This is a genomic window from Streptomyces sp. NBC_00568 (assembly GCF_026341855.1).
Classification (GTDB): domain Bacteria; phylum Actinomycetota; class Actinomycetes; order Streptomycetales; family Streptomycetaceae; genus Streptomyces.
In genome coordinates this window covers 6,880,400-6,894,040 of sequence record NZ_JAPENW010000001.1, presented here as the reverse complement: position 1 = coordinate 6,894,040, position 13,641 = coordinate 6,880,400, and the positions used below count along the sequence as shown (strand labels likewise).

Genomic DNA, 13,641 nt, shown 5'->3' with positions numbered 1-13,641 from the left:
TAGGTGGTGCGGGTGTCAGTGGGTCGCACGAAGCGCGGCGACCTCATCGAGGCGATGGCAGGCCGCGGAGGTGTCACCGGATCCGGTGAGAGGCGGCCGCTCGGTGCGGCAGAGGTCCCCCGCGAGCGGGCACCGGTTCACGAACGGACAGCCCGTCGGTGCCGCCGCGGCTGTCCCGGCCGCGCCTATGCCCAGTGCTTCGCGCGTGGCGCGACGGAGCGCCTGCTCGGCCGGATGAGGCACGGGTGCCGCCGCGGTCAGCGCCACGGTGTAGGGGTGGCGCGGTTCCTGGGTCACCGATTCGACATCACCCTGCTCCATCACCTGGCCGCGGTAGAGAACCACGACCCGCTGGGAGAGGAACCGGACGACGCCCAGGTCGTGCGCGATGAAGAGCAGCGCGAGTTGTCGCCGGTCTCGCAGATCGGCCAGCAGGTTCAACACCTGCGCCTGGGTGGAGAGATCGAGAGCGCTGACCGGCTCGTCGAGCACGATCACCCTCGGGTCGCAGACCAGGGCGCGCGCGATCGCCACTCGCTGACGCTGACCGCCGGAGAGCTGCGCGGGAGAGCGGTCGATCGCATCGCTCGGCAGACCCACCGCATCGAGCGCCTCCCGGGCCCGCTGCCACTGCTCCGGCTTCGGGACGCGCAGCACTCGTAGCGGCTCCACCAGGGTCTGGCCGATGGTCTGGACCGGGTTGAGCGAGGAGTAGGGGTCCTGGAAGACCGCGCGCAGGTCGATCGCACTGACCCGACGCTGTCGCAGCGAGGCCGTGGTGATGTCCGTCCCGTTCAGCGTGATCGACCCGGAACTCGCCGCCTGAAGTCCCAGGATCGCCTTGCCGATGGTCGACTTGCCGGAGCCCGACTCACCGACCAGCCCGAGGGTCTCGCCCGGCGCGATGTCGAAGCTGACCCCGTCGACGGCGGGAGGCGTCCGGTGACGACGTCCGTAGTGGACGACGAGATCCCGCACGCGGAGGGCTGGCTGGTTCATCGGACGACTCCGGATTCGTTCGGCGTGGCCGTGCTCGGCGCCAGGGTCAGCGGATGGATGCAGCGCGCGGTACCCGCGCCGTGTGCCGGCGCCGCCGCGATCGGCTCGTGGCATTCGGCGGTGACCAGGGGACACCGGCTCGCGAACCGGCAGCCGGTGGGCCAGTCCTTCGGCGCCGGCACCGTGCCTGGAATCGAGGGCAGCCGGTCCGGGACCGTCTCCCCCTGCGGGATGTGGGGGTTCGCGCTCAGCAGCGCGCTCGTGTAGGGATGCGCGGGCTGGTCCAGGACCTCGGTCACGGTCCCGGACTCGACCACTTGACCGGCGTACATGACGGCGACGTCGTCGCACAGGTCCGCCACCACACCGAGGTCGTGGCTGACCAGGACGACCGACAGGCCGGTGCCGCGCACCAGTGAGCGCAGCAGGCTGAGGATCTCCGCCTGCACGGTCACGTCCAGAGCGGTGGTCGGCTCGTCGGCGATCAGGAGCTTCGGCGAGCCGGTGAGCGCGAGGGCGATGCAGACGCGCTGGGCCATGCCGCCGGACAGTGCGTGAGGGTGGCTGCGCAGGATGCGCTCGGGGTCGACGATGCCGACCTGGGCGAGCAGGTCGAGCGCGATGCGGCGGGCCTCGTTGCGGCCGACCCCGCGGAAGCGGCGGATGGGCCGGGTGAGCTGATGGCCGATGGAGAACATCGGGTCGAGCGCGACCATCGGCTCCTGCGAGATCATCGCGATGTCCCGCCCGCGGACGGCCTGGTACTGCTTGTCGGAGAGCCCGACCAGTTCCCGGCCCTCGAAGAGGATGGACCCGCCGCTGACCTCGACGCCGTCGGGTAGCAGTCCCATCAGCGACCGTGCGGTCATCGTCTTGCCGCACCCGGACTCGCCGACCAGGCCGAGCACGGTGCCGGGCCGGACCGACACCGAGACACCGGTGACCAGTTCCGTGCCCTCCACGACGCCGACGTGCAGATCGCGCACCTCGAGCAGGGCTCCATCGGTCCGAGGGGATGCCTCGCCCCCGGCCGGAGCCGCTGCCACAGGTCGACCCGCTTGTCGCACGGGGCGTCGAGCAGGGGCGGTCCGCTCCCGCTCACCGGCCAGGGCGTCGGCGATCTGGTTGGCCGCGAGCACGGTCAGCGCGAGCACGACACCGGTGGGAACCATCATCCAGGCGTCGTCGTAGATGTGCTGCTGAGCATCCCCGATGAGGCCGCCCCAGCTCGGCGCCGGTATGGCCGGCCCGTAGCCCATGAAGGCCAGGCCGGCCTCGATCAGGATGCCGAGCGCGAAGAGCTGCGCCGCCTGGACGGCGATCGTGGTCGCCATTCCGGGCAGCACGTGACGCACGTTCACCAAGAGGGAGCCGACGCCGTTCACCTTCGCCGCGTCGACATGGAGGCGGGTGCGCAGCGACTGGGCCAGCGCGAGCAGGATCCGGTACACCGGCGCCGCGAGCAGAAGTCCGAGAACGGCCATGATGGCCCAGACGTGGACCCCCACCGCGCCGACGAAGGCGAGCAGGATCACGGTGGTCGGCAGTGCCAGGAGCAGTTCGGCGACGCGGCTGAGGGGCCCTTCGACCCTGCGACCGTGCTCGGCCGCGAGCAGCGCCATCGGCACGCCGACGCAGAAGGCCACCGCCACGGCCAGCAGTGCCGGGCCGATCGAGATCCAGCCGCCGGTGACGATCCGGGAGAAGATGTCGCGGCCCAGTTCGTCGGTGCCGAGCCAGTGCCCGCGCGAAGGGCCTGCCAGGGCGTGAGCGAGGTCCTGCTCGCCGACCTGGAACGGCACCCACCAGTGCGCGGTCGCCGAGGCGATCACGATCGCGGCCAGCCATGCGATCGCGAGCACGGTGACGGGGCGGCGCAGCGGGCCCGGCGGTCGGCGCCGACCGGACGTCGGCTCGGACGCCGCGGGCACCTGGACGGTTTCGGTGAAGACGTTCACGCGGCACGCACCTTCGGGTCGAGGGCGGCGAGGACGAGGTCGAGGGCCAGGTTGGTGACGACCACGACCACGGTGGCGATGACGACGACGCCCTGGACCGCGGGGAAGTCGTGGGTGTTGATCGCGCCCTGTGCGGCCTGGCCTAGGCCGGGCAGCGCGAAGAGCTGCTCGATGATGACCGAGCCGCCGAAGAGGGCGATGAACTGGATGCCGATCACCGACACCACCGGCGCACCGGCGAAGCGGAGTGCGTGCAGGTAGCGGATCCGCCAGACCGGCGTGCCGAGGGCCCGCAGGGTGCGGATGTGCTCCTGCCGCAGCGCGTCCGCCATGCCGGCCCTGGTCGTGCGGGCGATGATCGCGGCTCCGGTCAGCCCCAGCGCGAGCACCGGGAGAACCAGACTCTGGACGTACTGCGCCGGCGAGGTCATGAACCCGATGTAGCCGGTGGCGGGCAGCAGATGCGCCTTCACCGAGAAGACGTACACCAGCAGGATGCCGAGCCAGAACTGCGGCAGGGAGAGCATGATCCCGCTGGTCACCGTGATCAGGCGATCGAGTCTGCCGGGGCGCACCGCCGCCACGACTCCGGCCAGGATCCCCAGGATCGCGCTGAACAGGGTCGCGAAGACGGCCATCGAAGCGGTGACCGGTACGCGCTGCATCAGGTCCGGCCAGATGCCGTGGCCGTCGATCAACGAGACCCCGAGGTCGCTGCGGACCGCGTGTCCGAGCCAGCTCGCGTACTGAGCGACGAGCGGACGGTCCCAGCCGAGCCGGACGTTCTCCGCCGCGATCTGGGCCCTGGTCGCCCCCTCCCCGGCGGTGATGGCTCCCGGGCTGCCGCCGGAGGCGTGCACCAGGAGGAAGCTCAGGGCGGACGCCACCAGAACGGTGACGACACCGAGCCCGACACGACGGGCGACGTAGGTGAACATGGCATGAGTTCCTTTCCGAGATCACGGCACCGAGCGCGCTGTCCCGTCGGTCGGCCGACGGTCCTGAGGACCGCCGGCCGACCGCGGGGGAACGGTCAGGCGACCGGCTTGAAAGAGCTCAGCAGCGGATAGCCGTCGGTGCCGGGATAGGTCGGCGTCTTGAGCACCTTGGCGTTGTAGCCGACGTACGCGTACTGCTCGGCGACCGGGATCAGCCAGCCCTCGTCGATCAGCGCGCCGTTCAGCTTCTTCAGCGCGGCGGGGTGGTCCGGGCCGGAGGCGTTCGACGCCGCTCCCAGCGCAGCCCCGATCACCGGGTCCTGCGTCTTGTGCGGATTCGCGAAGCCGCCCACGAGAACCCCTGCGGTGACGCCGATCTCGTTGCTCATCGTCAGCGGGATGAAGCCGAGCGGCTGGGTGTTGACCGCGGCGAAGAGCTGGCCGGTCGAGGTGGTGACGTCGATCTTCATGTCGACGCCGATCGCCTTGAACTCGTTCTGCAGGAACTCCAGCGCGGCCTGAATGGTCGGGCTGGCGGTGATGGTGAACGAGAACCCGTTCGGGTAGCCGGCCTTGCTCAGCGTCCGCTTCGCCTTGGCGACGTCATAGGCGTACCGGGAGTTCAGCGCGGGGTCGTAGCCGGGCGAGGACTTGGGGAAGGCGTTGGCTGTCGGCTCGGCGCCCTTGGCCACGGTCTTGACGAAGGCGTCCCGGTCGATCGCGTAGCTCAGTGCCCGGCGAACGTCCTTGTCGGCGAACGGCTTCGAGGTGACCCCGGTCTTGTCGAAGACCAGCAGGTCCAGCATCGTGCCGCCGTTCCTGACCAGCGAGACGCCGTTGGACGCTGCCGTGCGCTGGGTGGACGTGTCGATGATCGACGCGTCCGTCTGGCCGGAGATCTGCGCGTTCAGACGGGCTGTTTTGTCCAGGTACGGCTTGTAGACGATCGTCCGGAACGGGTAGGTGCCCGTGTTAGTGCCGGGCTGGCGGCTCATCGTGTAGCTGCTGCCCTTGACCGCGGTGCGCATCTTGTACGGGCCCGAGCCGTCCGGGCCCTGATTGAGCAGGCTCGGGTCGCTGATCGCCTTCGCTCCGACGATCGTCCCGGGGACGCCCGCGAGGTTCGTCTGGAACGACCCCTGCGCGGTGGGGAAGGTGAGCACCACGGTGTCCGCGCTCGGGGCCTTGACGTCCTTGATCTCGGTCGAGCCGCCCTTGGCGAAGCCGGAGTAGGCCTGAAGCTTGGAGTTGCTGCGACGGTCGAGGTTCTGCTTGACCAGCTGAGCGGTGAGCTTGGAGCCGTCGGTGAAGGTGACACCGGACTTGAGCTTCAGCGTCATGCGGGTCTTGGCCTTGTTGTAGCTGAAGCTCGTGACGAGCTCGGGGACGGGCTGACCGTCGGCGCCCTCCGCGAAGAGCGACTGGTAGGCCGACTCGTAGAAGAGTCGCTGGCCACCGCCGTAGAGCAGCGGGTCGTAGCCCTGCGGTGCCGGGTCGGAGTCGTAGCCGATGGTGAGTGTGGTGCTCGAAGAGCGACCAGCGCTGTTCGTCGAAGAGCCGCACGCCGCCAGAGAGACGGTGGCTACCGCCAGAGCCAGTGTGCTGACTCCCAGACGCTTGAAGGTGAAGCCGGTCATCGAAGCCTCTCGGGTTGTCCGGGTCGGGGTCTTGGCCCGACTTGGGGAGAACAATGAGTGGCGCCAGTCACACAAGTCAGCAATGATTGCCATTGATTGAAACGCGCGCTTAACCGGAAGGTGCTATTTGTGAGCGAAACGGCTGCCGCCCCGAGCCCACGCCGGGGCAAGCGCCCACCGCAGGGAGAACCCGTCATCGACCGGGCGCTGTCGCTGCTCGAGGCGTTCGACGCGACGCGGCGGCATCTGACGTTGCGCGAGCTGAGCGGGCTCAGCAACATTCCGGTCAGCACGACGTTGCGGCTGGCCAACCGGTTGCTCGCCTGGGGTGCTCTCGAGCGGGACGAAGCCGGCCGGTACTCGATCGGCCTGCGGCTGCTGGAGGTCGCCTCGCTCGCCCCGCGCGGTCACGGTCTGCGCCAGACGGCTCTGCCCTTCATGAGCGACCTGGGAGCGGTCACGCATCAGCACGTGCAGCTCGCGGTCCGCGACGGTCTTGAGGCGACGCTGGTCGAACGTCTCTCAGCGCACAAAGCGGTCCAGGTGCGCTACCGGGTCGGCGGCAAGATGCCCCTGCACGCGACCGGCATGGGGCTGGCACTCCTCGCCTTCGCACCCGCCGAGGTGCAGGACGAACTGCTCGCGCGGCCGCTGCACAGCGAGCCGGACAAGGTGTTGATTCCGGCCGCGGCGATGCGGCGCACGCTCGCCGAGGTGCGCAGGGAGCGGGTGGCCATCTTCCGTCGCACCGAGCTGGAGACGCTGGTGGCGGTGGCCGCGCCGGTCTTCGACGAGCGCGACGAGGCGGTCGCCGCGATCGGCGTGCTGCTCCCCGAACGCGAGGCGCAGCCACGCCGGCTCACCTACGCGGTGCGCATCGCCGCGCAGGGCATCTCGCGCGCCCTCGGCGCGCCCAGCGCGGCCCTGCCACCGGCGGCGCTCAGGACGTGAAGGTGTGCCGGCCGGGGCCGACCACATCCACCCCACCGTTCGGCATGACGACCTCGGCGGTCGTGCCCGGTGGCACGACGACCTCGAGAAGCAGCCGGCCGCCTGTGAGCTGCCACGCCGACTCGATGCGTCCATGGGGCGACTCGAGCGCCGCGGAGGCCGCGGTGAGACCGCCGCCCGGAAGCGGGGCCACCCGGAAGCGGCGGTACGCCGGTTCGAGCGGCCGCAGCCCCGCGGTGTGACGGTGGAGGAAGCTGATCACCGCCCCCTTCGAGTAGTGGTTGAGCGACTCGTGGGGCGTGCCGTCGTCCGCGATCCCGTTCCAGCGCTCCCAGACCGTGGTCGCACCGCGGTCGATCATGTGCAGCCAGGACGGCGGACCGTCCTGGAACAGGAGTTCGTAGGCGAGATCCGCCTCGCCGTGTTCTGCCAGCACCGGCAGGAGGAAGGGCGTCGCCAGGAAGCCGGTGCCGACATGGGTGCCCGCGGCCCGGACGAGGCCGACGAGTTGCGCCACGGCGTTCGGCACGGCCTCCTCCGGGATGAGCCCGAAGGCCAGCGCCCGCGCGAGGTTGGCCTGTGTGGCCGGGCGCGCCGTACCGTCGGCGGCGAGGAACTCGGTGCGCCAGGCGGCGGTGACGCGGTCGGCGAGCTCGGCGTACCGCGCCGACTCCTCCGGCCTGTCGAGCACCTCGGCGATACGGGCCATCAGCCCCGCCGAATGCGCGAAGTACGCCGTGGCGACATCGCTCTTGTCGCCGGCGACGAACGCGCCGAAGTCGTCGACCTCGTTGCCCGGCTCCAGCCACTCACCCCAGTGGAAGCCCGTGTCCCACAGGTAGCGCTCGTGCGCCGCCTCGGGGCCGGTGCGACCGGGGTGCCGGCCGGTGGCGGCCATCCGCTCGGCACGGCCGACCCAGCGCACCATGTTCGGCCACAGATCGGCCAGGATCCGCTCGTCGCCGTACGCGCGGTAGAGCTCCCAGGGCACGATGACGACGGCATCACCCCAGCCGGCCGAACCCTGCAACGGCCCGGTGGGACCGTGCGGGCCCTCTGCCGGGCCGTGCGGCGAGATGTTGGCGATCGTGCCGTCGGGCCATTGCTCGATCGCGACGTCGCCCAGCCATTTGGCCGAGAATCCGGCGACGTCGTACAGGAACGCGGCCGTCGGTACGTAGAGCTGCCAGTCGCCGGTCCACCCCGCCCGCTCCCGGTGGGGGCAGTCGGTGGGGATCTCGCAGGCGTTGTCGCGGAAGCTCCACACGGCGGCCTCGTGCAGCCGGTCGATCCGCTCGTCGCTGCACGAGAACCATCCCGTGCGGCGCAGATCGCTGTGCACCACGACGCCCCTGACATCCTCCGGCGTCAGATCGTCGGGGTGACCCTCGACGCTGACGTACCGGAAGCCGTGGGTCGTGTGCCGCGGCTCGAACACGTCACCGGGCCGACCGGCGGAGATGACGCGGTCGACCTGCCCGGCGGGAAGCGGCGCGGGCAGGAACGGCACCGCGGGTCTGAGGTGGTCGGTGGTGAGATCGCCATCCTTGTCGAGCGCCTCACCGTGTACGAGCGTCACCTCGCCGCCCGCCGGGCCGAGGTTGCTCAGACGGACCCAGCCGTTGATGTTCTGGCCCAGGTCGACCAGTTGCCGGTCGTCGCCGCGTCGTACGACCGAGCTCGGCCGTAGCTCTTCGATACGACGCGTCGGTGGCGCCGGCGACCAGAACAGGGTCTCGTACCCCAGGCCGACCGGTTCCACAGGGCGCCATCCGGCCGCGTCGGTGGCACGCCGGTCGTCGGACACGCCGTCGATCAGGTCGGCGCGGACGAGGCTCGACGGCCGTGACTCCCAGCCCGCGTCGGTGCCGAACACCTCGGTGGTGCCGTCGGCGTACTCCACGCGCAACTGCGCGAGGAACGCCGTGCGTTCGCCCCACTGATCGACCGCACGGAAGATCCCGACCTGACCGCGGAACCAGCCGTCGCTGGACAGCGCCGTCCAGGTGACCGACCCCGGCCGGAGCAGCGGGGTGACGTCATAGGCCTGAACCGGCACGCGGGCGGAGTAGTGCGTGTACCCGGGGGTCAATTCGAGATCGCCGACCCGGACCCCGTCGAGGAAGGTCTCGTAGAGACCGTGCGCCGTCGCGTAGAGCCGGGCGCGGCGTACCGGCTGACGGATGATCAGGCGTCCGCGCAACTCATAGGCGGGGCGCGGGGCTTGTGGGAGCGGGTTCGGTTCGCCGGGGCGGATCCACGAAGCGGTCCAGTCGCCGGCGGCGAGCAGGCCCGTCTCGAAGCTCGCCGCGGCCGACCAGCCGGACTCCCCTCGATCGGTCCGCGCCCGCACCCGCCAGCTCACCGGCTGCGCAGACCCGACCGGATCGAAAGGCCATGCCTCAAGGACACTCCCGGCGGACTCGACCCAGTCCGAGTCGTGCACCGCGCCACCGAACTCCGCGCGGATCCGGTACGCCGTCTGGGTGCGCGTGCCCTCCGGGAGCCGCCACGACAGCCGGGGCGCGGGTTCACCGAGCCCGAGCGGAGAACCGAGGTGTTCGACGGCCAGAGCGGTCGGCGCGCTCATGCGCCGAGCGCCACGGGCCGGCCGATCGTGGCTGCGATCAGGTCCAGCGCGGCGGCGGTCGGCCCCAACGTGGCCGGGAGATTGAGGTAGCCGTGCATCATCGAGCGCACCATCACCTGGCGCACGTCCACGCCCGCGGCCGCGAGCGCCGCCGCGAAGGCCTCGCCGGAGACCCTCAGGTCGTCGTACTCGGCGTTGAGCACCAGCGTCGGGCACATCCCCCGCAGGTCGGCCAGGATCGGGAAGGCATATCCGTCGGCCTTGCTGAGTGGGCCACCGAGATAGTTGTGATTGAAGAAGCCGTGCATCTCCGGCGGGAAATGCAGCACTTGGGGCACGTGGCTCATCAGCTCGGCCAGCTCGGGACCGAGCGGCGGGAGCACGGCGTGGGCGACGCCGTAGGCGAAGATCAGGTGGGCGGGGCGCTGGTTGTCCTCGTCGCGCAGCTTCAGGGCGGCTCCCGCGGCGAGGTTGGCTCCGGCACTGGCCCCGCCGACCGAGATCCCCGCCGGGTCGACACCCAGATCGGCCGCGTTCTCGCGGACCCAGCGCACCGCGGCCACGACGTCGTCGTGGGGCACCGGGTAGTGCACGCCGTTCTGGCACAGCCTGTAGTCGACCGAGACGACGACCGCGTCGGCACGCCGCGCCACCTCCCGCGAGGTCCAGTCCGCCTCGGGCATGTCCAGGTCGCCCATCATGAAGGCGCCGCCGTGCATCCACACCAGAGCGGGCCGCCCGGTCGCTCCTGGACGTTCGCCGTAGACCCGTACCGGCACCGGACCGTGCGGCCCGGGCGCCTGTGCCGCGCGAACCGCGACGTCGGGGACTTCGTAGTCCGGCCAGGACTCGAACGCGGCCCGCCGCTCGGCGTACTGGGGGTCCTCGAAGAAGGCTTGCATGCTGGGAACACCCTCGATGTACGCGAAGCGCTGGAGGGTCTCAGGATGAATCGGCATGCGTCGCAGCGTTCCGGTCGCGCTGATCCACGTCACCCGGCCGCTCCATTGAATGGAACGTCAGGACCGACTGATGAGAACGTCAGGACCGGCCGGAGTACCGGAGGCGGCGGACCCGGACCGCGCCCTCGGTCGCGAACGGCCCGACGACCCGGCCCGTGAACGCCTTGGCGGTCTCGAAGCACCAGTGCCGGCCGTCCAGTTCGACAAGCGTCACGTCCTCGTCGCCCACCCGGGCCGTCAACCGGATCCGGTCGCCCCCGACCGCACCGGCGGCGAAGTCGGCCGGCGGCGGCGCCGTCGCGATGGTGAGCTCGACGTCTCCGCACGGCAGGGTGGCGTGCCAGGTCCGGTCGAATCCCGCCACGACCACCCGCGCCTCGATCTCGACCCCGGTTCCGGTGGAGCGGGCCTCGAGCGCCACCAGGTTGTCCTCCGCGTTGCGGAACGCGAGGCCCCCGCTGCCCGCCCGAACGTCGAGGACAGCGCTCACCACGGCGCCCAGGTGCCGCTGCCGTCGCCCGACGAAGGCCGGTCGTGGGCCGTCCAGTCCGGTGTGACCGGGAGTGCGGCGGATGAGGAGACCGTCGGGCGTGGGAGTGGCGACCGCGGCCGGCAACTGGCGTACGGCGATCCAGACCGGGTCGGTCAGCGCGTCCGGCGCGCCGAGGTCGTAGGTGACCTCCTCGGCCGGCGCCGGCGGCAGCTCGGTCAGCCGCGCGCTCGGCCAGTCGTCGGCCCAGTCGACGTCGGCCAGGAAGGTCTCGCGGCCGAGGGGCGAGAACGACTGCGCCAGCCCCACCGGCCGGACCCCGAGGCAGACGAGCGCCGTCCCCGAGTCGGTCTCGACCAGGTCGGCGTGGCCGAGGTTCTGCTCCGGCCGGCCGGTGCCGGCGGCGGTGAGGACCGGATTCCCCGGGCAGCTCTCGAACGGTCCGTCCGGCCTTCGAGCGCGGGCCACGGTGACGGCGTGGCCTCGGTCCGTGCCGCCTTCGGCCACCACCAGGTACCACCATGCGCCACGGCGGTAGAGGTGCGGGCCCTCGGGGGAATAGCCGCCGCTGCCGGCCCAGACCGGACGGGGCGTGTCGAGGGCCCGGCCGGTCGTCAGGTCGACGCGGACCTGCTGGATCGGGTCGGGATGGCGGGCGAACGTGACGATCGCGGTGCCGTCGTCGTCCCAGGCGAGATCGGGGTCGATCCCGTCGACGGCGGGGATGCTCACGCCGTCGCTCCACGGGCCGGCCGGATCGGTCGCCGTGAAGACGACGCAGCCCCGGCCGCCGAGGAAGACGGTGACGATGAGATGGAAGAGGCCGTCGCGGTAGCGCAGCGTCGGGGCCCAGACTCCGCCGGGCGTCGGAATCAGCTCGACCTCGACCTGCTCCGGCCTGGTCGCCACATGACCGATCTGACGCCAGTCCCGCAGATCGGTGCTGTGGTAGACCGGCAGGCCCGGCAGGTATTCGAACGACGAGGTGACGAGGTAGTAGTCGTCACCGACGCGCACCACGCTGGGGTCCGGGTTGAATCCTGGGATCACCGGACGGGTCATGACGTGACGAGCGTCCGCAGGAAGGCGAGCGACCGCTGTTGCAGGGCGGTCACATCCGCGGCGCCCTCCCAGAAGTGGCTCGCGCCGGGCACGAGCACCAACCGCGCGGACCCTCCCGCCGCGGTCAGGGCGGCGGCGAAGTCGACGCTCTGCGCGGTCGGCACCATCGTGTCGCTGTCGCCGTGCATGACCAGCGTGGGCGGCGCGTCGGCACGCACGTGGCTGATCGGGCTGGCCTCGCGGGCGAGGTCCGGGATCTTTGCGGCCGGCGCTCCCAGGAAGAGCGCCTCGCGCGTCCCGGGATCGACGGGGTCGGGCATGGCGGTCAGGTCCGTGACCGGGAACCACGCGACCACGCCGGCCACGGCGGAGCCGGTCAAAGCGGCCAGCAGGGCGAGGTGCGCGCCGGCGGAGTCGCCCCAGAGGAACACCTGCCCCGCGCCGACCCCATGGGGCGCCATGACCTCGGCGATGGCCGCGACCGCGGCGCGGACGTCGTCGGCCGCGGCCGGGTAGGCCGCCTCGCCACTGAGCCGGTAGTCGATCGCCGCCACCGCGAAGCCCGCCCGCACCATCGCGGGGTAGAAGTCCTCCCCCAGGCGCGGCAGCGGGTGACGACGCGAACCGCGTCGCCATCCACCGCCGTGCACGTGGACGATGACCGGTACCTCGACGGCGCCCGCCGCGGATACCGCGTCGGGCAGGTACAGGTCGAGTTCGAGCGGGCGGAAGCCCGGGATCACGGCGTACTCGACGTCGTCGAACCGCCTCATGCCGCACCGCGCGTGAGCTGCTCGGCGCCCTTGTGGAACCGGCCGCCCTGCACGATGGCGACGAGGTTCCCGGCGTCCTGCAGCACGGTCACGTCCCGCGTCGGGTCTCCGTCCACCACGAGGATGTCGGCCAGATATTCCGGCGCCAGGAGGCCGACCGGGAAGTCGAGGACCTGACCTCCGTGGAAGGTGGCCGCCTTGAGTGCCTCGAGCGTGCTGTACCCGAAGAGCCTGACGAAGAGTTCGAGGTCGCGGGCGTTGCGGCCTATCGGGTTGTTGGGGAAGCCGTAGTCGCCGCCCGGCAGCACGCGCAGGCCGCGCCTGCGGAGCTCGGGGTAGAGCTTCGTCATCGCCTCGAGCGCCTTCACCGAGCCCATCTTCCGGGCCATCGCGGTGTCGATGCCGAACTCCTCGCCTTCGTGGACGTTGGCCCACATGATGCCGACAGCCGGCGAGAGGAAGACCGAGTCCTTCGCCTCTTCGAGCAGGTCGATCGCCTCCTGGTCCGCGTAGGAACAGTGATAGATCGAGCGGAAGCCGCTGGTGACCGCCCGTTTGATCGACTCGGGATTCTGGGCATGGCAGTTGAGCCAGACACCGGACTCGCGCGCCTGCTGGCCGGCGGCCTGTGCCTCTTCGCGGCTGTACTGCGTCACCATGGACCCGCCCTCGAAGAAGACGTCGTCGTTGCTCATCAGCAGCTTGACGCTGTCGAAGCCGATCGCGGCCTGCTCGCGTATGAACGCGCGCACCGCGTCCGGCCCCGTTTTCTGCTCGCGCGGGCCGTCGGGGCCCATCCGCACCGGGTTGTTGTCGCGCTCGAACGACGCGGCACGCATCCGCGGCCCCACCGCGGCGCCGGCCTTGATCTGATCGCGGAGGATCACCTCGGTCGGCACAGGGGTCAGCGAGCCGGCCGAGTAGGAGCTGGTGAAGCCGTGGTCGAGCAGGATGCGCGCGTTGCGCTTCGCGATCTCGAGGTGCTCGTCCGGCGTCGGCATGTGATGGAAGAAGCTGACGTCCAGCGGCGGGTTGAAGGAGGTGTCGATGTGACCGACGGCCGAGGGGAAGGTCAGGTGGCAGTGCGACTCGATCATGCCCGGCATGACCGTCCTGCCGGTGCAGTCGACTGTCTGGTCACCCGGTTGCGCCTGTACGCCACCGCCGACGACGACCGCCTCGATCGTCTCGCCGCGGACGACCACATCGGCACGGACGGCCGGGGCGCCCGAGCCGTCGAAGACGTTGCCGTCGACGAAGAGGATGCGCTGATCGGACATG

Annotated in this window: 10 protein-coding genes; 1 reads left to right on the top strand and 9 read right to left on the bottom strand. The window is 70.9% G+C overall.

Translation table 11 applies throughout. The features are described from left to right. Window positions 1–15: 15 nt before the first annotated feature. The 4 genes from OOK38_RS30025 to OOK38_RS30010 all read right to left on the bottom strand — a co-directional run bounded on the left by OOK38_RS30025 (window position 16) and on the right by OOK38_RS30010 (window position 5,532). The gene (locus OOK38_RS30025) at window positions 16–999 is read right to left on the bottom strand and encodes an ABC transporter ATP-binding protein (protein ID WP_266848973.1); all 984 of its coding nucleotides are present in this window, start codon (window positions 997–999) and stop codon (window positions 16–18) included. Next, window positions 996–2,957, bottom strand: a complete 1,962-nt coding sequence (locus OOK38_RS30020) for a dipeptide/oligopeptide/nickel ABC transporter permease/ATP-binding protein (protein ID WP_266848971.1) — start codon at window positions 2,955–2,957, stop codon at window positions 996–998. Before OOK38_RS30020 ends, OOK38_RS30025 begins: the two co-directional genes overlap by 4 nt. Then, window positions 2,954–3,895, bottom strand: a complete 942-nt coding sequence (locus OOK38_RS30015) for an ABC transporter permease (protein WP_266755439.1) — start codon at window positions 3,893–3,895, stop codon at window positions 2,954–2,956. The genes OOK38_RS30020 and OOK38_RS30015 overlap by 4 nt, the downstream gene beginning before the upstream one ends. Before the next feature lie 95 nt (window positions 3,896–3,990). After that, window positions 3,991–5,532: an ABC transporter substrate-binding protein gene (locus OOK38_RS30010; RefSeq protein ID WP_266755441.1), complete on the bottom strand. Its 1,542-nt coding sequence runs from the start codon at window positions 5,530–5,532 to the stop codon at window positions 3,991–3,993. Between the two features lie 129 nt (window positions 5,533–5,661). Here OOK38_RS30010 and OOK38_RS30005 point away from each other — a divergent pair, with 129 nt between their 5' ends. Beyond that, window positions 5,662–6,483, top strand: coding sequence for an IclR family transcriptional regulator (locus OOK38_RS30005; protein WP_266755443.1), 822 nt, complete (start codon window positions 5,662–5,664; stop codon window positions 6,481–6,483). Here OOK38_RS30005 and OOK38_RS30000 read toward each other — a convergent pair. The 5 genes from OOK38_RS30000 to OOK38_RS29980 all read right to left on the bottom strand — a co-directional run bounded on the left by OOK38_RS30000 (window position 6,473) and on the right by OOK38_RS29980 (window position 13,640). Next, on the bottom strand, window positions 6,473–9,073 hold the full coding sequence (locus OOK38_RS30000; protein WP_266848970.1) for a family 78 glycoside hydrolase catalytic domain: 2,601 nt from the start codon (window positions 9,071–9,073) through the stop codon (window positions 6,473–6,475). The two genes, OOK38_RS30005 and OOK38_RS30000, sit on opposite strands and share 11 nt — an antisense overlap. Next, window positions 9,070–10,032 (bottom strand): alpha/beta hydrolase, encoded by a 963-nt coding sequence (locus OOK38_RS29995; RefSeq protein WP_266755447.1) that lies wholly within the window; start codon window positions 10,030–10,032, stop codon window positions 9,070–9,072. Before OOK38_RS29995 ends, OOK38_RS30000 begins: the two co-directional genes overlap by 4 nt. An 82-nt stretch (window positions 10,033–10,114) precedes the next feature. Further along, window positions 10,115–11,587 (bottom strand): glycoside hydrolase family 43 protein, encoded by a 1,473-nt coding sequence (locus OOK38_RS29990; RefSeq protein ID WP_266848969.1) that lies wholly within the window; start codon window positions 11,585–11,587, stop codon window positions 10,115–10,117. Then, a complete protein-coding gene (locus OOK38_RS29985) occupies window positions 11,584–12,360 on the bottom strand; it encodes an alpha/beta hydrolase (RefSeq protein ID WP_266848967.1) in 777 nt (258 codons plus the stop codon). Before OOK38_RS29985 ends, OOK38_RS29990 begins: the two co-directional genes overlap by 4 nt. Further along, the gene (locus tag OOK38_RS29980) at window positions 12,357–13,640 is read right to left on the bottom strand and encodes an amidohydrolase family protein (protein WP_266848965.1); all 1,284 of its coding nucleotides are present in this window, start codon (window positions 13,638–13,640) and stop codon (window positions 12,357–12,359) included. Before OOK38_RS29980 ends, OOK38_RS29985 begins: the two co-directional genes overlap by 4 nt. Between the last annotated feature and the right edge of the window lies 1 nt (window position 13,641).